The sequence below is a fragment of the Halalkalibacter hemicellulosilyticusJCM 9152 genome, assembly GCF_000513115.1.
GTDB classification, from domain to species: domain Bacteria; phylum Bacillota; class Bacilli; order Bacillales; family Bacillaceae_D; genus Halalkalibacter; species Halalkalibacter hemicellulosilyticus.
Window position 1 is genome coordinate 13,907 of record NZ_BAUU01000005.1, and the last position, 21,240, is coordinate 35,146.

Annotated in this window: 15 protein-coding genes and 1 riboswitch; of the genes, 13 read left to right on the forward strand and 2 right to left on the reverse strand. The window is 40.8% G+C overall.

Annotated features, from left to right (window positions below; genetic code table 11):
- The first annotated feature begins 22 nt into the window (after positions 1-22).
- Positions 23-1,558, forward strand: a complete 1,536-nt coding sequence (gene purH, locus JCM9152_RS03880) for a bifunctional phosphoribosylaminoimidazolecarboxamide formyltransferase/IMP cyclohydrolase (RefSeq protein WP_035341188.1) — start codon at positions 23-25, stop codon at positions 1,556-1,558.
- Positions 1,559-1,582: 24 nt separating this feature from the next.
- Complete coding sequence (purD, locus tag JCM9152_RS03885; protein WP_035341191.1) at positions 1,583-2,854, forward strand: phosphoribosylamine--glycine ligase; 1,272 nt, start codon at positions 1,583-1,585, stop codon at positions 2,852-2,854.
- On the opposite strand, the gene JCM9152_RS23910 is transcribed toward purD, so the two are convergent.
- The gene (locus tag JCM9152_RS23910; protein WP_369384516.1) at positions 2,829-2,939 is read right to left on the reverse strand and encodes an EYxxD motif small membrane protein; all 111 of its coding nucleotides are present in this window, start codon (positions 2,937-2,939) and stop codon (positions 2,829-2,831) included. The two genes, purD and JCM9152_RS23910, sit on opposite strands and share 26 nt — an antisense overlap.
- Positions 2,940-3,229: 290 nt before the next feature.
- A complete protein-coding gene (locus tag JCM9152_RS03890) occupies positions 3,230-3,511 on the reverse strand; it encodes a YgaP family membrane protein (RefSeq protein WP_035341194.1) in 282 nt (93 codons plus the stop codon).
- A gap of 128 nt (positions 3,512-3,639) precedes the next feature.
- On the opposite strand from JCM9152_RS03890, the gene JCM9152_RS03895 reads away from it, so the two are divergent.
- From JCM9152_RS03895 to JCM9152_RS03945, 11 genes are all read left to right on the forward strand, one after another.
- Entirely contained in the window at positions 3,640-5,379 is a 1,740-nt protein-coding gene (locus JCM9152_RS03895; RefSeq protein ID WP_035341445.1) for an adenine deaminase C-terminal domain-containing protein, read from the forward strand.
- A gap of 54 nt (positions 5,380-5,433) precedes the next feature.
- The gene (locus JCM9152_RS03900) at positions 5,434-6,474 is read left to right on the forward strand and encodes a DUF3048 domain-containing protein (RefSeq protein WP_035341197.1); all 1,041 of its coding nucleotides are present in this window, start codon (positions 5,434-5,436) and stop codon (positions 6,472-6,474) included.
- A 28-nt stretch (positions 6,475-6,502) separates the two neighbouring features.
- Entirely contained in the window at positions 6,503-6,814 is a 312-nt protein-coding gene (locus JCM9152_RS03905; protein WP_035341200.1) for a YerC/YecD family TrpR-related protein, read from the forward strand.
- A 581-nt stretch (positions 6,815-7,395) separates the two neighbouring features.
- Positions 7,396-9,132, forward strand: a complete 1,737-nt coding sequence (gene ade / locus JCM9152_RS03910; RefSeq protein WP_035341203.1) for an adenine deaminase — start codon at positions 7,396-7,398, stop codon at positions 9,130-9,132.
- Positions 9,133-9,276: 144 nt separating this feature from the next.
- A riboswitch (cobalamin riboswitch) is annotated at positions 9,277-9,475 on the forward strand.
- A 166-nt stretch (positions 9,476-9,641) separates the two neighbouring features.
- Positions 9,642-11,825, forward strand: coding sequence for a ribonucleoside-diphosphate reductase subunit alpha (locus tag JCM9152_RS03915; protein WP_035341205.1), 2,184 nt, complete (start codon positions 9,642-9,644; stop codon positions 11,823-11,825).
- Positions 11,826-11,843: 18 nt separating this feature from the next.
- Entirely contained in the window at positions 11,844-12,884 is a 1,041-nt protein-coding gene (locus tag JCM9152_RS03920) for a ribonucleotide-diphosphate reductase subunit beta (protein WP_035341208.1), read from the forward strand.
- A gap of 263 nt (positions 12,885-13,147) precedes the next feature.
- Positions 13,148-13,834: a heptaprenylglyceryl phosphate synthase gene (gene pcrB / locus JCM9152_RS03925; RefSeq protein ID WP_035341210.1), complete on the forward strand. Its 687-nt coding sequence runs from the start codon at positions 13,148-13,150 to the stop codon at positions 13,832-13,834.
- 61 nt (positions 13,835-13,895) lie between these two features.
- Positions 13,896-16,121, forward strand: coding sequence for a DNA helicase PcrA (gene pcrA / locus JCM9152_RS03930; protein WP_035341212.1), 2,226 nt, complete (start codon positions 13,896-13,898; stop codon positions 16,119-16,121).
- 14 nt (positions 16,122-16,135) lie between these two features.
- Positions 16,136-18,145 (forward strand): NAD-dependent DNA ligase LigA, encoded by a 2,010-nt coding sequence (ligA, locus tag JCM9152_RS03935; protein WP_035341214.1) that lies wholly within the window; start codon positions 16,136-16,138, stop codon positions 18,143-18,145.
- Positions 18,146-18,168: 23 nt separating this feature from the next.
- Positions 18,169-19,347 (forward strand): CamS family sex pheromone protein, encoded by a 1,179-nt coding sequence (locus JCM9152_RS03940; protein WP_035341217.1) that lies wholly within the window; start codon positions 18,169-18,171, stop codon positions 19,345-19,347.
- 764 nt (positions 19,348-20,111) lie between these two features.
- Positions 20,112-21,239, forward strand: coding sequence for a BMP family lipoprotein (locus tag JCM9152_RS03945; RefSeq protein WP_035341220.1), 1,128 nt, complete (start codon positions 20,112-20,114; stop codon positions 21,237-21,239).
- Position 21,240 lies beyond the last annotated feature (1 nt).

The following is a 21,240-nucleotide window of genomic DNA, read 5'->3' on the forward strand; positions in this document are numbered from 1 at the left end:
TATTTGAAAGGGCGGAATAGATATGAGCAAGCGCGCATTAGTGAGCGTTTCAAATAAAGATGGAATCGTTGAATTTGTTCAACAACTTGTTGATCAAGGGTTTGAGGTCGTTTCAACAGGTGGAACGAAAAAAGCATTACAAGATGCAGGTGTACCTGTTATCGGCATTTCTGAAGTGACCCATTTTCCTGAAATTTTAGATGGTCGTGTGAAAACACTACATCCGAATATTCATAGTGGTCTATTAGCGATGAGAGAACGCGAGGAACACCAAAAGCAATTACAAGAGCATAATATTACACCGATTGATCTAGTAGTCGTTAATTTATATCCATTTAAAGAAACGATTGCAAAGCCGGATTGTACGTTTGCTGACGCAATTGAAAATATTGATATTGGTGGTCCGAGTATGCTTCGTGCTGCAGCAAAGAACCATCAGCACGTAACAGTTGTTGTAGATCCTGCTGATTATGAAACGGTTTTGTCTGAGCTAAAATCAGGTGATAATGTGACTATTGAAACGAAGCGTCGCCTTGCAGCGAAAGTGTTCCGTCATACAGCAGCTTATGATGCGTTAATTGCTGAATACTTAACAGATGCAGTTGAAGAGACGGAGCCAGAGACGTTCACAGTAACATATGAGCGTCAACAAGGTTTGCGTTACGGTGAAAATCCGCATCAACAAGCGACATTTTATAAGAAGCCATTAGCTGATCATGCCTCTATTGCTAGTGCAAAGCAGCTACATGGAAAAGAGTTATCGTATAATAACATTCATGATGCGGATGCGGCGTTAGCGATTGTGAAGGAATTTAGTGAGCCGGCTGTTGTCGCAGTGAAACATATGAATCCATGTGGGGTGGGGACAGGTCAAACGATTGAAGAAGCGTACAGTCGTGCATACGAAGCTGATTCGGTTTCCATCTTCGGTGGGATTGTTGCGGCTAACCGTGAAATTGATCAAGTAACAGCATTAAAGATGAAGGAGATTTTCTTAGAGATTATTATTGCTCCTTCCTTTACGCCAGAAGCGATTGATGTGTTAACAGCGAAGAAAAATTTGCGTTTACTTACTGTTGATGTGAAGAAACAATCGAAGCCTGAGGCGATGCTTACATCGATTCATGGAGGTCTTCTTGTTCAAGATGAGGATACGTATGGCTTTGAAGATGCAAATATTGAAGTAGTGACAGAGCGCCAGCCGACGGAAGAAGAATGGGAAGCATTGAAGCTAGCATGGAAGGTTGTCAAACATGTGAAATCTAATGCGATCGTATTAACGAATGGTCAAATGACGGTTGGAGTAGGAGCAGGTCAGATGAACCGTGTTGGTGCCGCAGATATTGCGATTGCTCAAGCTAATGATCGTATTAAAGGTGCGGTGATGGGATCAGATGCTTTCTTCCCGATGGGCGATACAGTAGAGCTTGCTGGTAAGGCAGGGGTCACAGCTGTTATTCAACCAGGAGGTTCTATTAAGGATCAGGAATCGATTGATATGGCCAATAAATATGGCATTGCAATGGTTATGACAGGCGTACGTCATTTTAAACATTAAGACAAAAGAAGGAGTGCATAAGCGGTGAACGTTCTAATTATTGGTAGTGGCGGACGCGAGCATGCATTAGCATGGAAAGCGGCGCAAAGCGAGCAAGTTAAGGAAGTCTTCGTTGCCCCTGGTAATGATGGAATGATAGATGTAGCGACACCTGTCGCGATTGCAGAAGGTGATCATGAAGGGCTTGTGGCTTTCGCGAAAGAAAAGGAAGTTGCGCTTACGATTGTTGGTCCTGAAGTACCTTTGTTGGCTGGTGTTGTTGATCGATTTGAAGAGGCTGGTTTACGCGTGTTTGGACCGAAAAAAAATGCAGCCCTGCTTGAAGGAAGCAAATCGTTTGCGAAATCATTGATGAAAAAGTATAGCATTCCAACAGGTGGATATGAAGTATTCACGAATTATGAACAAGCAGTAGCTTATGTGAAAGAACAAGGAGCTCCTATTGTCATTAAAGCAGACGGTCTTGCCGCAGGAAAAGGCGTGACTGTTGCAATGACAGAAGAAGAGGCGATTCAAGCATTAGATTCAATGTTAAATGACGGAGCCTTTGGTGAAGCAAGTGCACAAGTCGTCATTGAAGAGTATCTTGAAGGTGAAGAGCTATCTCTAATGGCGTTTGTTCATCATAATACAGTTATTCCTATGGTTGGTGCACAAGACCATAAGCGAGCGTTTGATGGTGATAAAGGGCCGAATACAGGTGGGATGGGGTCGTATTCTCCAGTGCCACAATTTACACAAGAAGATGTTCAAGAAGCTGTTGATAAAGTATTACAGCCAGCGGCAGATGCTCTTATCTCAGAAGGGACGCCCTTCACAGGATTCTTGTATGCTGGCTTAATGATGACAGCAGCGGGCCCGAAAGTGATTGAGTTTAATGTTCGCTTCGGTGATCCTGAAACACAGGTCATTCTACCGAGACTTGATTCTGACCTTGTTCAGGTTTGTATCGATCTGCTTGATGGGAAGAAGCCAGAACTGAATTGGTCAGATGATGCGGTCATTGGCGTTGTTTTTGCGACGGAAGGCTACCCAGGCTCATACCCTAAAGGGACGGTCATCGAAGGTATAGATAAGCTCGACTCTGATATACTTGTCTTCCATGCTGGAACGAAGAAGGAAGAGGGTCAATGGAAAACAAATGGTGGTCGTGTGTTTCTCATTGCTTCTAGACAGCCTCATTTGCAAGATGCACAAAAACGAGTGTATGAACAGGCTGAATTATTAGGAAAAGAAGGCTTATTTTATCGAACCGATATTGGCTACCGTGCTATTTCGCGCCTCGCTTCTTCATAAACAAATAAACAATGGCGACAATCGTCCCAATAACCATTGCATATACAAATAATGTGTCGAGTGCAAATTCAGTAAAATCAAACATATTGTCTCACTCTCCTTTGTTTTAATGTGACCGGTTTGTTTATATTTTATAATGCTTATAAGAAACAACTTATGGAAGAATAACCATAAGTTGTTTCTTTTTTGACAGGCAAGGAAAAGCGTCGGCTACGCTCGTTACAGGAAGCTCTAATAATTATTCCTTACAGGTTTGTTACAAATGTTTTTGCTTATGTAAAATAAATGTAAGAAGGGAAAAGCTTATCCTTACAGTATAATAATTGTAGCAAGAAAAGCCTTATGAGAGGGTCTTGCCTCCCATAAGGTAGTTGTTTACTGAAATGACTGTTGGTAAGGTGTTGTGGAATGATCATTAGTTGGTTGAGGTTTACTATTTTCCTCCTCAACTACATGGTGGATCTTCTGTTTTGCCATATATACTAATGGACAAAAGCGTGTAATCCCTTCAGCTACTTTCATACTGCCTAGCATCGCTATTAGAATTGGTGCTGATGATGATTGTCTCTTTGTCAATTGAGCTGTTGACCATGCGAGAATAGTTAGTCCAGCAGTAATTCGACATAGAGAGTCAATTAGAGAAATGTTTGGTTTCATGTTAGTTAGCTCCTTTACAAATTCTTCACAGAAAGTTCGTGAACATTTTTAACATCTTTTATTATTTGAGTAACAAAGTTATGTTAAAGTAATGCTAAAGACTTATAGAAATGAAAGTAGTGATGACGATGCCAGAACGCTTATATCGATGGACAAAGAAACGAATGCGTCAACAGCTTGAAGTAGTGAGAGGAGAACGCTCTCCGTCACTTGTGCTCAAGAATGCTACTTATCTCAATGTAGCAAGAAGGAAATGGGTTCAGGGCAACATCTGGGTTTCTGATGATCGAATTGTCTATGTCGGCAGTGAATTACCAAATATGGTTTACGATACAGAAATAGTGGATTGTCAAAATATGAAAATTGTGCCTGGCTATATGGAGCATCATGCACATCCTTTTCAGTTGTATAATCCCCATACATTTGCGAAATATGCAGCGATGACAGGAACAACAACATTACTTAATGACAATATGATGCTCTTTTTACATCTAGAAAAAAAGAAAGCGCTTACGTTCATTGAAGAGTTGGATGAGCTACCTGTATCAATGTTTTGGTGGGCACGTTATGATGCCCAGACTGAGCTTTTGAATGATGATGCCTTCTCAAATTCGAAGATGAAGGAATGGCTAGATCATCCGCTAGTCATTCAAGGAGGGGAGCTTACGGCATGGCCAAAAGTGTTAGAAGGAGACGATGCGACTCTACATTGGATGCAGGAGACGACTCGTTTACGGAAACGAATTGAGGGACATTTACCAGGTGCTTCAAATAAGACCTTATCTCAACTGGCTTTGTTAGGTGTTACGGCTGATCATGAGGCGATGACAGGTGAAGAGGCTGTGAGGAGATTAGACTTAGGATATGTCACATCACTGCGCCATTCATCAATACGACCTGACCTTGCAAGGATTTTAAAAGAAATGAAAACGATCGGTATTGATCGATTTGATCGTTGCTTATTAACGACTGATGGTTCACCACCGTCATTTTATAAAGATGGTGTAATGGATAAACTAATTGCGATAGCGATTGAAAGTGGCGTTACTCCGATTGATGCATACTTAATGGCTAGTTATAATCCAGCTGTATATTATCAGCTTGATCATAAGCTTGGAATGATTGCTCCTGGGCGTATTGCTCATTTAAATATCATTCAAGATGAATTCCACCCTACCCCTATGTCGGTCATCGCCAAAGGACAATGGGTGTTAAAGGACAAGAAAAGATGTGTAACATTTGATCAATTTTCATGGGATCAATATGAGACAGAACCGTTTCATATTGACTGGGACTTAAAGGAGGATGAGTTGCACTTTTCAATGCCTATGGGAATTGAAATGGTTAACTCAGTTATTTTAAAGCCTTATAGGATCTCTGTTGAAGGTTCACATTCTACTATAAGAAATGGTCATGATGAGAGCTTCTTTGTGATGATTGACCGGCATGGGAAGTGGCAGATAACAACGATGATTAAAGGCTTTGCTACACATGTGCAAGGCTTTGCTAGTACATTTACGGTTACAGGTGATATTATACTTATTGGGAAGAGTGTTCCTGATATGGTTCGTGCATTTAATGCATTGAAGGAACAAGGTGGAGGATTAGCGCTTGTTGAAAGCAATGAAGTCATTGGACGGATTCCGCTCGAAATATTTGGGATGCTCTCTAAGAAAGCCATGGAGGATTTAATTCCAGAAGAAGAAAAATTTGTTTCTCTCCTGCGAGAGCGCGGCTATAAGCATGAAGATCCAATTTATAGTATGCTTTTCTTTTCATCGACTCATTTGCCGTATATTCGAGTAACACAGCAAGGAATTTATGATGTGAAGAAGAAAACGATACTCTTTCCTGCGATTATGCGTTAAACTAGACGTAGAGGAAAGCGTTACTAAGTTAAAGGAAAAAAGGTTGTGCGACAGATGAACGGAATGAAAATCCTAACGGTACTACTAGCAAGTGGGATTATGATAGCAGGGTGTTCAAATACCGAAGAAACTAAATTGCCGGAAGAAGTACCTGACGATGCGGTAGAGGAACCTGCTGAAGAAAAGGAACTAGAACCTTCTTCGCTATTTACTTATCCGTTAACTGGGTTAGAAGCAGAGGAGGAAAGTGGAAATCGAATAATCGGTGTAACGATCAATAACGATCCACGAGCTCGTCCGCAAACAGGGCTCGTGGACGCAGATATTGTTTATGAATTATTAGCAGAGGGAAATATTACTCGATTTGTTGCGTTGTACCATAGTATACTTCCCGAAAAAATTGGTCCTGTTCGCAGCTCCAGGACTTACCATATTGATTTATTAAAGGGCTATAACAGTATTTTTGTTACTCATGGCTGGAGTCCTGAAGCAGAGCAACGACTAACGATCAATAGAGAATTGGATTATATTAGTGGTATGAAGTACGATGGTACGTTATTTCAGCGATCATCAGATCGTGTAGCGCCACACAATTCTTACATTACTGCTGAACATATTTATCAAGGGATTGAACAAGAGGGATATGAGCGTGCGGGTGATGTTCCTACTTTTGAGTTTTATAGTCTAGATGAGGAATATGAAATAGAAGGTGAGAACGCTGAGAGTATTGTTGTTCAATATTCAAGCGGTCATCGAATTAATTACGAATTCAATGTGGAACTATCAGGTTATACAAGAGCTAACGGTGAACTACAAACTGTAGATCATGAAACAGGTGAACCACAGTTGATTGAGAATTTATTTGTAGTCGAAACGTCTCATCAAGTTGTTGATGAACAAGGACGTCGTGTAATTGATTTAAACTCTGGTGGACAAGCTCTTCTGTTTCAGGATGGGAAAGTACAATCAGTTGATTGGGAAAACCAAGATGGAATTATTACACCTGTTAAAGATGGTAATGTTGTCCCGCTCGTACCAGGGCAAACATGGGTGAATGTCATTCCGATGGGAATAGATCAGCATATTAGTTATTAATGTTTGGATGTCAGAAGGATGTGAAAAAATGCAAATAGACAAGCTAAGAGGGAAAGAGCTCGACCAATTATTTAAAGCGATCCTTTCATTGAAGGATTTGGAAGAATGCTATGAATTCTTTGATGATTTATGCACAATTAATGAAATTCAATCGTTAGCGCAACGGTTAGAAGTGGCGAGAATGCTGCAAAATGGCTATACGTACCATAAGATTGAAACCGAAACAGGTGCGAGCACAGCAACGATTTCCCGAGTGAAACGTTGCCTTAATTATGGTAATGATGGCTATAAGATGACATTAGATCGTGTAAAGGAACTTGATGAAAATGCAGAAGCGTAGATGAGATGAAAACTATAGGTGGATCAAACGGGCACGGAAAAAGGTTAAAACCAATCTTTTTCCGTGCCCGTTTGTTTTTTATAAGTTAAATAAAGCATCTTAATGAAAAGAATATTGAGAAGTTAATCAAGGGCAGTGTAGGAAAACTTAATGAGGAAGTAGCGATTAACAGGAGCTTTCGGCTGCGCGCATGTTGTGCTGTATGCGGTTCCTCATGCCTCTATTTTTACTTTATTTCACTTTTTCATACCGTAAGGGTTCCTCATGCCTCTATTTTGGCTTTTATGGCTTCTGTTGGCCTCATTTAGCTCAAATAGCGGAATGAGGATTCCTTTTTCTTCTTAATAAGTGTGATTTCCCTGCTTTAGTGGAATGAGGATTCCCTTCGCTTTTTGTGGCATTCGTTGTGTCTTACTTCAGTGGACCGCGAGGAGGTTCAGAAAAGCTCTCCTTTGTAAGGGATCAGAACGACAAAGTTAAGAAAAAAAGCTATCGCGTTTTTCTTAGACTTTCTTTTCTCAGATAATTAAGATACGATATTCCTCAAGAATAAGATCGATGTTAAAAAAGAGGTGTACGAAATGTTTGCAAAAATGGAAGCAAGGTTAAAAGCAGCAACAAAGGCTGAGAAAGCAGAAGTCGTCATTAAAAATGGGAAGATAATCGATGTTTTTACATTAACGATATATGAAGCTGATATAGCGATTACTGATGGCGTTATTATTGGAATTGGTGAATATGAAGGAAATGAAGTGATTGATGCAAAAGGTGCGTATATTTCGCCTCCTTTTATTGATGGACATGTGCATATCGAATCAGCAATGGTTCCACCTGAGGAATTCGCACGCATTGTTGTTCCAAAAGGAGTCACCACGGTTATGGCCGACCCTCATGAGATTGCCAACGTTGGTGGAATAGAAGCAGTTCGTTACATGATTGAAGCTGCTAAGGGGCTTCCACTTGATGTGAAGGTGATGGTTCCGTCATCAGTTCCTGCCACGTCTTTTGAAAATAGTGGAGCAAGTCTTACAGCAGAAGAAGTTGAGACATTATTCGAAGAAACGGAAGCGTATGGATTAGCTGAGGTGATGGACTATCCCTCTGTCTTTTCTGCTCAGAAGGAAATGCTTGCAAAAATTAGTGCGGCAAAGAAACGTCATAAGCCGATTGATGGTCATGCAGCGGGCTTAGATACAGTGGGAATTAATGCATATCGAGTCGCTGGAATTGAGAATGATCATGAAGCCGTAACAGCTGAAGAAGCATTGGACCGGATTCGGCGTGGCATGTACGTACTAATGAGAGAAGGAACAGCTGCGAAAGATATCGAGGCGCTACTACCGATCTTAACATCTTCTAATGCGAGACGGTGTGTGTTTGCAACAGATGATAAGCATTTAGATGATTTAGTTGATGAAGGAAGTATTGACGCCTCTATTCGTAAAGCTATTCGATTAGGTGTAGAACCTCTTCAGGCGATCCAAATGGCCAGTCTCAATGCTGCAGAATGCTTCAAGCTAACAGAAAAAGGAGCAATAGCACCAGGCTACGAAGCGAGCTTTTTATTTATTGAGGATCTGCAACAATTAACAATTCAGTCTGTTTTTGTAAAAGGAGAATGTGTCGCCCAAAATGGGAAGCTTGTTCAATCGCTTCGTGAATACGTAGCACCTCCAGCTTATTTATTAGATAGTGTTCATATGACATTGAAAAAAGAATCGCTTCAGTTAAAACTTGAGGAGTCTCAAAAGGCCAACGTGATCGCTGTTACACCTGGCTCTATTGTGACAAAAGCGTTGGTCGAGGAAGTCACGGTGGAAAATGGTCAATTTGTTCCATCTGTTAAACAAAACCAATTGAAGCTTGTTGTTGCAGAAAGGCATCATCGATTAGGGCATGTTGGAGTAGGGGTTGTGAAAGGCTTTCCGATCAAAAACGGTGCCATTGTCGCTTCGATTGCTCATGACTCACACAATATTGTTACATGTGGGACAGATGACCTTAGTATATATAAGGCGATCTCACATGTTGCTGAGCTAAAGGGTGGTATTGCTGTTGTGTCAGAAGGAGAAGTGTTGGCCGATGTATCGTTACCTTTGGCAGGATTAATGTCACTTGAATCTTATTCGACTGTTTACCGGACATTGAGTGCACTGGAAGAGTCTTTAGGAAAAATTGGATTTGATGAAAAATGGAACCCATTTTTGACTTTATCTTTTTTGGCGTTACCTGTTATCCCGGAATTGAAATTAACGGATTTAGGTTTATTCGATGTTCGTTCCTTTTCTCATATTGACGTTGGAGTGAATGACGTGTAAATTTTTTTTGTAATGAAACAGGCGTACTGGCTCATGTTGGGCAAATTTGACGAAAACGTTCAAAAAAATATGCTTGCAAAAAATAGTGGTATTCTGTACCATATACTATATATCGTAATGAAAAGTGAATTAAACAACTATATATTGATTTTTGCGGAATGCCGGTGTATGTACTACTTAATAGGGAATCTGGTGAAATTCCAGAGCTGCCCCCGCAACTGTAAGTGTGGACGAAATGAAAAATCCACTGTGTAAGCGACTAGAATGAGCTAGTTTTTGCATGGGAAGGATCAGAGTAGAGCGAAGCACGAGTCAGGAGACCTGCCGTATTCCAAAGTCAGCTATCTTCGGGGTGTAAGAAGTGAGACGGCCTATTTTACATAATGTATTAGTCTGAATACATATGCCGTTTCGCGCTCTTTCCCACATGTGAGAAAGGGCGCTTTTTGCACCTTCATAGTTGTTTTCTCATTTAAATAATTGTGTCGTTTAAGGGAGAGTGTATCGAAATGAATCAAACTCTTGAAAAGAAATCATTTCAGGAAGCTTTAGTAGCTGGATTTCCTCATTTGAATGTTGAGCAGTGGATGAATAAGTGGAAGGAAAACGATACGTGGGATAATCGTGCATTAAGTGCGTTAACTGAACTAGATATGGATCAGCCTGACTGGACATATGTTGCCGCTAGATGTTATTTAAATGGTTTGTATGAGCAAGTACAAGCAACACGTCAAATTGATGAAGAGTACACACAGTTTTCAGCATTAATTGAAGAACTAGTTGAAAAAGGGATTTATGATGAACGGTTAAAGGCGTATACAAGAGACGAGCTTCATGAGCTAGAAGCTGCATTTCAAGGGAATGAGGACGAGCGCTTCACGTATGTTGGCATTAAGACTTTAGCAGACCGTTATTTAGCTCGTGACTTTGATGGAACGTTATTAGAGCTTCCACAAGAGAGATGGATGGTCATTTCGATGATGCTTATGGTCAATGAACCAGTTGAAAAGCGTGTCGAGCTTGTTAAGGAGAGTTACTGGGCGCTATCTCACCTTTACATGACAGTTGCAACGCCAACACTTGCGAATGCGGGAAAGAAAGGCGGTCAGCTTTCGAGCTGTTTCATCGATACGGTTGAGGATGATTTGCGTTCAATCTTTGATAGTTGTACAGATGCAGCAACGGTTAGTAAGAACGGTGGAGGTCTTGGTGTATACCTTGGAAAGATCCGAGCAAAGGGCTCAAGCATTCGTGGCTTCAAAGGGGTTTCTTCTGGTGTTATTCCGTGGATGAAGCAATTAAATAACGTTGCCGTTAGTGTGGATCAGCTTGGTCAGCGTCAAGGTGCAATTGCCGTTTATTTAGATGTTTGGCATAAGGATATCTTTTCATTCTTAGATGCGAAGCTGAACAATGGAGATGAGCGTCAACGAACACATGATTTATTTACGGCGGTCTCTGTACCAGATGTATTCATGGAGGCGGTAGACAATCGTGATAACTGGTATCTGTTCGATCCTCATGAAGTGAGAGAAGTGATGGGCTTCTCATTAGAAGATCATTATGATGAAGAAAAGGGTGCCGGATCCTTCCGTGAACGATATGAGCAATGTGTCAATCATCCGTTGCTATCGAAGGAGGAGGTTCCAGCGATTGAAATTATGAAACGAGTCATGATTTCACAGCTTGAAACAGGAACTCCGTACATGTTCTATCGTGATACAGCGAATCGCTTAAATCCTAACTCTCATAATGGTATGATTTATGGCTCTAATTTATGTACAGAAATTATGCAAAATATGAGTTCAACAGTTGTCACAGAAGAAGCACTTGAGGATGGGACAATTCGTATTACAAAGAAGCCTGGTGACTATGTAGTGTGTAATTTAAGCTCATTATCAATTGCGAATGTGTTAAAGGATGACGTCTTAGATCGTGTTATTACAATTCAAATTCGGATGCTCGATAATGTTATTGATATTAATAAGCTGGATGTGAAGCAGGCTGAGCTAACAAACCAAACGTATCGTGCAATTGGTGGCGGGACGTATGGATGGCATCATCATTTAGCACGTAATGGTATTAAGTGGGAATCAGAGGAAGCGGTAGAAGAGGTTGAGCGTGTCTATGAGAAGATCAATTATGCTGCGATTAAGGCAAGCTTGTCTTTAGCGAAGGAAAAGGGAGCTTATCCGAAATTCAAAGGATCTGAATGGGAAACAGGTGCTTATTTCAATAAGCGTGATTACAATACACCACAATGGCAGGAACTACAATCTGAAGTGAAGGAGCACGGTATCCGTAATGGTTACTTGTTAGCGGTAGCACCAAATGCAACGACGGCTCTAATTGCCGGATCAACTGCTTCAATTGATCCGATTTTCTCGAAGCTCTATATGGAGGAGAAGAAGAATTATCGTATTCCAGTCGTAGCACCCGAGCTAAATTCAGAAACGACATGGCTTTATAAAGCTGCTCACCTAATCGATCAAAAATGGAGTATTCGTCAAAATGGTAGAAGACAACGTCATGTCGATCAAGGGATTTCTTTTAATATTTATGTTCCGAATAATGTTCGAGCGAAGGACCTACTTGAATTGCATATGCTCGCATGGCAGGAAGGGCTGAAAACGACTTATTATGTTCGATCTACTTCTTCAACAGTTGAAGATTGTGAGAGTTGTTCAAGCTAAAGAGAGGAGAGAGCGGTTATGGTAGATACAATGAAGCAACGAAAGTTATATGATATTCATGCACCGAATGCATCAACAGGGATTATTAATGGAGAAAGCTCTAACGTTCTAAACTGGGATGATGTACGTTTTTCTTGGGCATATCCATTATATAAAAATATGCTCGCAAACTTTTGGACACCTTTTGAAATTAATATGACCCATGATGCGAAGCAATTTCCGAATTTAACCGATGATGAACAAGAGGCGTTCAAGAAAATTATTGGACTTCTTGCTTTTTTAGATAGTATTCAAACCGATTACACGTTACGAGTAGCCGATTATTTAACAGATTCAAGTATGGCGGCGCTAATGAGTGTGTTGTCATTCCAAGAGGTTGTCCATAACCAAAGCTATTCGTATGTGTTATCAAGTCTTGTACCAAAGTCTGTGCAAGATGAGATCTATGAATATTGGAAGAAAGATGAAGTTCTAAGAGAAAGAAACGAATTTATTGTAGATGGTTATGAGGAATTTGTCGGTAATCCAACGCCAGAGTCATTAGCGAAATCAATTGTCTATGATGTGATTTTAGAAGGGTTGAATTTCTATTCAGGCTTTGCCTTCTTCTACAATTTAGCGCGTCATCAAAAAATGGTTTCGACATCAACGATGATTAATTATATTAATCGAGATGAACAGCTTCATGTTCACCTATTTGCGAATATTTTCAAAGAGCTGCTGAAGGAAAATTCTGAGCTTGATAATGAGGAAATGAAGCAGTTTGTTGAAGATGCCTTCAAAAAGGCAACTGAGCTTGAGATTAATTGGTTCCGTTACATTATTGGTGACCGTCTAGAAGGGATTAACCCTGAAGAAATGGAATCGTATTTAAAATTTATCGCCAATAAGCGTGTGAAGCAATTAGGATACGACCATATTTATCCTGAGCACCGCACGAATACGATGCGTTGGATTAAAGCATACGAAGATGTAAATATGGCAAAAAGTGATTTCTTTGAACAAAAATCACGACAATATGCAAAAGTTTCAAGTGATAATGGATTTGATGAATTATAGTCATGGGAATAAAAAGCCAATGAGGTTGCAATAAGCCTCATTGGCTTTTTTTGAAGGTAAGAAAGTGTAAAATTCGAGGAAATGTGAGAAGAACTGAAGAAGAGAGTGGGCTAACTCAATGAAGAGCGTTGGCACGTTATGCGTTTTTTTTAGCTGAATACTTCAAAAATATGCTACTTGTGTTTTCTTCTTAAATAGACGACAACGTTTTGCTTATTTGATATAATGAAGGCTTAGATGTAGTAGAAACGGAGTTGAATGTTTTGCTTGAGTATCAGGAATGGCGCCATGTTTTTAAGCTTGATCCGAATAAAGACATAACAGATGAAGCGTTAGAAAAGGTTTGTGAATCAGGTACAGATGGCATTATTATCGGTGGGAGTGATGGTGTAACGTTAGACAATACGTTACACTTATTAGCACGTGTAAGGCGTTACCCGATTTCCTGTGCGTTAGAAGTATCTGATCTTGAAGCGATTACGCCAGGCTTTGATTATTTTTTCATTCCGTCGGTATTGAATAGCCCTCATGTTAAGTGGATTACGGGCTACCATCATGCAGCTGTTAAGGAATATGGAGCGATTATGAATTGGGATGAAATCGTCGTTGAAGGATATTGTGTGTTAAATGAGGAGTCTAAGGTGGCCAAGCTAACAGAAGCGAATGCACAGCTGTCAACAGACGATGTGGTCGCATATGCGAGAATGGCTGAAAACCTCTACAGAATGCCGATTTTTTATATTGAATATAGTGGAAGATATGGGGATGCTTCGCTTGTGAAGGAAGTTGCGAGTGTGTTAAACGAGACAAAGCTTTTTTATGGTGGTGGCATTCGTTCGCTTGAACAAGCTAAGGAAATGGCTCAAGCTGCAGATGTGATTGTTGTCGGTAATTTCATCTATGATGATTTAGATGCGGCACTGAAAACCGTTCAAGCTGTGAAACAATGATTGATTGAATCAGAATAACGAGTTAAGATAAAAATAAGAACATTCGTTTGGTGGTGGGAGTATGCAAGCAAATATCATTGAAAAAATGCTCGCTGGTTTAAACCCGGAACAAAGGCAGGCTGTGACCCATACAGAGGGCCCGTTACTATTAATGGCTGGAGCGGGTAGTGGGAAAACACGTGTACTAACGCATCGAATTGCGTATTTGATACGTGAGAAGGCAGTTGCTCCATGGAGTGTACTGGCGATTACATTTACGAACAAAGCAGCACGAGAAATGAAGGAACGTGTTGCAGGATTAGTAGGGCCGATTGCCGAAGATATTTGGATGTCGACCTTTCACTCGATGTGTGTACGTATTTTGCGACGTGATATAGATCGGATTGGCTATAATCGCAACTTTACTATTTTGGATTCGACAGATCAGTTATCCGTTATTAAACAAATATTAAAGAAGCAAAATATTGATCCGAAGAAATTTGATGCACGAAGCATTCTTGGGATGATTAGTAGTGCAAAGAATGAGCTAAAAAAGCCCGATCAGTATGCAGCTGTTGCTCAAGGGCCTTTCGAGCAAACCGCTGCTGATGTCTACATTGACTATCAAAAGCAATTACAAAAGAATCATGCGCTTGATTTCGATGATCTTATCATGAAAACCATTGAGCTATTTCATATTGTTCCAGAGGTTCTTGAATTTTACCAACGTAAATTTCAATATATTCATGTCGATGAGTACCAAGATACGAACCGTGCACAATATGTACTAGTGAATCTATTGGCTGATCGTTATAAAAATATTTGTGTCGTCGGGGACTCGGATCAGTCGATTTATCGCTGGCGTGGTGCTGATATTGCTAATATTTTATCGTTTGAGGAGGACTATCCTGATGCCACTGTTATTTTACTTGAACAAAATTATCGGTCGAGTAAAATAATTCTTCAAGCGGCTAATTACGTCATTGAAAATAATCGTAATCGTAAACCGAAGAAGCTATGGACGGATAATGAAGAAGGCAACAAAATTGGCTATTTTGCGGCTGATTCTGAACAGTCAGAGGCTCAATTTGTCGTCGAAATGATTCGGGAAGCGGTACGTGAGAAAGGCTTTAAGGAATCTGACATTGCAATTTTGTATCGAACGAATGCGCAATCTCGTGTGATTGAGGAGTTTTTTGTGAAATCAAATATCGATTATACGATGGTCGGCGGCACTAAATTCTATGATCGTAAAGAAATTAAAGATGTCCTTGCTTATTTAAGGCTAATAGCAAATCCGGATGATGATATTAGCTTACAACGAGTTATTAATGTGCCGAAGCGTGGGATTGGTGCAACGACTGTTGATAAAGTTGCGGATTACGCTGTGAACCAAGGCTTATCTCTCTTTGCCGCATTACAGGAAGTCGAGCAAATGGGATTACCAGCTCGTACAGCAAACAAATTAAAGGACTTTTCAGAGCAAGTGAGTCATTGGGTGCAAATGCAAGAGTATTTATCTGTGACAGAGCTTGTTGAAGAACTGCTTGAACGCACGGGTTATCGTGATATGCTAAAGAATGAACAAACGATTGAAGCACAAAGTCGGTTAGAAAATATTGACGAGTTTCTAACGGTGACGAATGAATTTGAAACGCGAAATGAGGATAAATCGCTCATTAACTTCTTAACAGATCTCGCATTAGTGGCTGATATTGATCAGTTAGATGAAGATGTCGAAGGTAAACCGAGAGAGGCAGTTACATTAATGACGCTTCATTCAGCGAAAGGGTTAGAGTTTCCACTAGTCTTTCTTATTGGGATGGAGGAAGGCGTATTTCCTCATAGTCGCTCTCTATTTGAACAGGATGAAATGGAGGAAGAGCGTCGCCTCGCTTACGTAGGTATTACACGAGCAGAGCAACAGCTCTATATGACAAATGCCCGAATGAGGACGTTATATGGTCGAACGAACACTAATCCTCCATCGCGATTTATCTCCGAAATCCCAGATCTTTGCATAGAGCCATTGCATGAGGTGAAGGAGGAGCCGACTTGGTTACATACATCTAAGCCAAAGCCAGCAACTCGTCCTCCTGTAATGCAAGCAAGAGCAACCGTATCGACAACAGGTGGCGACCAATTCTCTTGGAGTGTCGGTGACAAAGCCGAGCATAAAAAGTGGGGCGTTGGTACCGTTGTTAGTATAAAAGGGAACGATGACGCGCTTGAGCTGGACATTGCATTTCCGAATCCGACTGGTGTAAAACGATTATTTGCTAAGTTTGCACCCATTACGAAAATATAGAGAGGGCGAAGAGAATGGAGCGACAGGATGCCAAAAAACGTGTGGAAGAGCTGCGAGCAATAGTGGAGGAATATGGTTACCATTATTATGTGTTGGATCAACCACTCGTTTCTGACGCTGAATATGATCAATTTTTTCACGAACTATTAAAAATAGAGACTGAATTTCCTGACTTACGTACAGAGGATTCTCCGACTGTACGTGTCGGAGGTGAGCCTCTACCTCATTTTAAAAAAGTAGAGCATCGCATTCCGATGTTGAGCTTAGGTAATGCATTCTCAGCTGATGACTTATCCGATTTTGATCGTAGAGTACGCCAATTGGTCGGGGATTCTGTTAGATATACGTGTGAATTGAAAATTGATGGATTAGCCATTTCTCTTCAGTATGAAGAAGGTCGCTTCGTTCGTGGAGCAACACGAGGCGATGGAACGATAGGTGAGGATATTACCGAAAACTTAAAAACGATCGCTGCGATTCCACTAAAACTGAAGGAAGCTGTAACGATTGAAGTACGTGGTGAAGCCTACATGCCTAAGCCTTCATTCGAAAAGCTCAATGAAGCAAAGGAAAAATCGGGAGACGAAAAGTTCGCCAATCCTCGTAATGCAGCAGCAGGTTCATTACGACAGCTCGATCCGAAGCTTGCTTCTAAACGGAATTTGTCGATGTTTACGTATGCCATTGGCTCGATTGAAGGAAAAGAGATTCAATCTCACAGTGAAGGTCTTGATTATTTACAGGAGCTTGGCTTTCGTGTTAATCGTGAGAGTAAACGATGTGAGACGATTGAAGAAGTGATTCACTATACAGAGGAATGGGTTGAAAAACGTGCAGATCTCCCTTATGAAATTGACGGTATTGTTATTAAAGTCGATCAATTGGCCTTACAGGAAAAGCTAGGCTTTACAGCGAAAAGTCCTCGTTGGGCAACGGCATTTAAGTTTCCTGCTGAGGAGGTCGTAACGAAGCTTGAGGATATTGAGCTAAGTGTAGGTCGGACAGGTGTTGTTACACCAACAGCCCTTTTATCACCGGTAACGGTTGCGGGGACAACTGTGAAGCGAGCGTCCTTGCATAATGAGGACTTGATTCGTGAGAAGGACTTAAAGCTGGGTGATTTTGTTGTTATTAAAAAGGCAGGAGATATTATTCCAGAAGTCGTGAACGTCTTAGCAGAGCGTCGTGATGGAACGGAACAGGACTTTTCGATGCCAACTCATTGTCCTGATTGTGGAAGTGAGCTTGTTCGATTAGAAGGAGAGGTCGCTCTTCGATGTATTAACCCACAATGCCCTGCTCAAATAAAAGAAGGACTCATCCATTACGTTTCTAGAAATGCAATGAACATTGATGGGCTAGGTGAACGAATTATTGTACAATTGTTTGAACATGAACTCGTTCGCGATGTTGCTGATCTGTATAAGCTTGAGCGTGACACATTACTGGAGCTTGAACGAATGGGTGAAAAATCCGTTGATAATTTATTGAAAGCGATCGATAAGTCTAAAGAAAATTCATTAGAACGTTTGTTATTCGGGCTTGGTATTCGTTTTGTTGGGGCAAAGGCGGCAAAGACACTAGCAATTGAATTTGAAACGATTGATCAGCTTGTTCAAGCGACAGAAGAAGAGCTTGAGGCGGTTAATGAAATTGGTGAGAAAATGGCTGCTTCTATTCGCCGCTATTTCCAAAAGCCAGAAGTGTTAGAGCTACTTGAAGAATTAAGAAAATTAGGTGTCAATCTTGCATACAAAGGACCTAAACGACAAAGTGTTGATAGTGAACAGAGTGATAGTCCGTTTGCTGGTAAGACGGTCGTCTTAACAGGAAAGCTAGAGCAGTTAACACGAGAGGAAGCGAAGGAAAAGATTGAAGCACTCGGTGGCAAGATTACAGGAAGCGTAAGTAAGAAGACCGACCTTGTCATAGCAGGTGAAGCGGCAGGTTCGAAAAAGAAAAAGGCAGAACAATTACAGATTGAGATTTGGGATGAGGAGCAGATGCTCAAACATTTACAATAAAGTAGGGAGAGGGGGAAACGGTCATGAAGAAGCCGTTGTGGATTTTGATGATTGTCTTACAAGCTATCATCTTGTCAGGATGTCTTTCATTATTTCCTGAAGATGAAGAAGGGGAGAGAGAAGAGGTAACAGATCCAGATGAACAAGTCGTAGAGGTTGTACCACACTTAGTAACGCCGGATAACTATTATCGTAGTGTCTTATATGATGGTGCTTATCTTCACGGAGAGTCGCGTGGATTTGGGAATTCGGTTGTGTATAACCGATTGGACTTAGACAAGTTAGAAATTGGTTTACAGCGAATCGCACAAGAGTATTTTGAACCAGAGGAGTACTTCTTTCGTGAAGGGCAGTTTATTCGTCGGAGCCAACTTAATGCATGGTTGATGCGGTATGATGAAGAAGATAACCCTACTGGTTTGAATCCACCACTTGGAGATGGAGATGATTTAAGAGCGCAGGAGGAAGAACAGCCGCGTGTGTTATCACATATTTTAGAGCACAATTATTTAGTAGAAAATTCAAATGGGCAATTTAATTTAGGTGGAATTGTCATTGGACTATCGCTCAATAGCGTCTACAATTTCCGAGTGGAAGATGAAGAAGGACTCTATTATTTTTACGAAACGGACATTCCAGATGATGTGATCGAAAATGAAGGGCAAGAGCTAGCTGAGCGTGTGCTTGAGCGTATCCGTTCAGAGAATTTTGAAGAGGGAGCTTTTAACGATATACCGATTGTATTTGCGCTGTTTCAAGAAGAGCCGCGTGACTCAGCTATCCCTGGGCGCTTTATCGCAATGGCGAAAGCAGACCCGAATAGCGGTATTGATCGCTGGCAACGAATTGATGAAACGTATTATTTATTCCCATCACGTGACGCCAATAATAATGTTCGTAATGAGGCAGATCAATTTCAACGTTTCAGTGATGATATTCAAGGCTTCTTTGATACGTATGTCGGTGTAGTTGGAACAGGTCGTTATTTAGATAACCAGATTCAAGAGCTAACGATTGAGGTTCCTATCCGTTATCAAGGAACAGCAGAAATTGTTGCGATAACGCAATTTGCCGCTAATCAAATTCAACAACGCTTTGATGAAGGCTACAAAATCACACTTGAAGTTACATCCATTTCTGGAAACGTTGAGAGTGTCGTCATTGTGAATCCGAATGAAGAACCAGTCATTCATATATTTTAATGGTTTGTTTTGGGGGGGCGACTCTGTCGGATTTGTTCAAAGATAAGAATGTATAAAATTCAAGAGAGACATGTGGGAAAAGCATAGAAGGTGTAGGCAAACTCAAAGCAGAGAGACGGCTCAGTGCACGTTACACGTTCTTCTGAAAGAATCCCAATTTCAGAAGAACTGAAAACCGCTGTAACGGTTGCGAGCGCCGCTTTAACGAAAAGACGCTGTCGCGAGGCCACTGAAAAAGTGCGATTTTCACTTTTTCAGTGGCCTTTAAGTAATGTGCGTAGCCGTTGCCCGATTTTGAAGCCTTGATATGAGTGGGTTTCTCAAATCAAGGCGCGCAACGAGCGGAGCCATTACTCTTCTTTGAGTTACTAGAAAGGACTTTTTCTGTGCTCTCGCTGTCGCGTTTTCTTAGTTTTATTTTGTACTATACAACAACAGATTTTTATTGTAGAATCAATATTGTTATCATTGGAAATCCTTGCATTTAGGTGTTAAAACAACAAAATGACGCGTGCCAATTCACGCGTCATTTTAACGTCTTTATAATGTGTGCCTCAAATGGAACTCTTTACATATTAATTCTTATTTAGAGATCTTTTTGAGGAGTAAGTTCATTTAAGGGGAGTTATGCAGAGTATGTAACCGTTTCGTGTATATTGTAAGAAATGGAACAGTTGGAGACAGCATGTATAATGACCTTTTTTTGCGACATTCTAAATAAGAGATTGGACAATGATTTATTTACTGTCAAGGGGGTTAATAAGATGAAGAAATGGATGGAAGCAATTGGTGTTATAGCTCTAGGCTTGATTATGGTAACAGGCTGTGGAACTGGAGAAGACGAGCCAATAGCTGAAGATACACCTGGAGATGATTCAGCTGAGGAACAACAAGGCGAAGTAGCAGCAGAAGACTTTACTGTTGGAATGGTTACAGATGTTGGTGGTATTGATGATAAGTCATTCAATCAGTCAGCTTGGGAAGGGCTAAGAGAGTTTGGTGAAGAATTTGACTTGGAACAAGGAACGGCATATCGTTATGTACAATCTGGCGATTTGGCCGACTTTGAACCAAACATTCGCAATTTAGTAAGAGAAGATGTTGATTTAGTATGGGGAATTGGATTTCTTATGAATGATGCGATTAAAGCTGTAGCTGAACAAAATCAAGATGCTCAATTAGCTATAGTTGATTCGGTTGTGACAGGTGATGATGATAATCCGATTGATAATGTCGCAAATGTGACGTTTAAAGAGCATGAGGGTTCCTTTCTTGTTGGGGTAGCCGCTGGTTTACAAACTGAAACAAATCGTGTTGGGTTTGTCGGTGGTGTTGAAAGTGAACTAATAAAAAAATTTGAAAATGGATTTAAAGCAGGAGTGAAAGCTGTTAATCCAGATGCAGAAATCACGGTTCAATATGCCGAAAGCTTTAATGATGACACGATTGGTGCCCAAATTGCCAATACGATGTATAGCCAAGGTGCTGATATTATTTATCATGCAGCTGGCGCAACAGGCTACGGGGTATTTAATGAAGCGATTAATCGTGTACGTAATGGTGAAGACGTTTGGGTTATTGGAGTGGATCGTGATCAGCACGAAGAAGGAATTTATGAAGGTGATCAATCTGTTACGCTCACGTCAATGGTTAAACGGGTTGACCGTGCCGTGTACCTTGTTTCTGAACAGACAATGAATGGGAATTTCCCTGGTGGAGAAATTCTTGAGTACGGATTAGATGATGATGCCATTGGGATTGCTCCAACAACAGATAATATGTCTGAGGAAGCTTTAAACGCAATTGAAGATTACATTCAAGACATATTAGATGGTAGCATCGACGTCCCTGAAACGGATGAGGAATACGAGCAATACTTAGACTCGCTTTAGT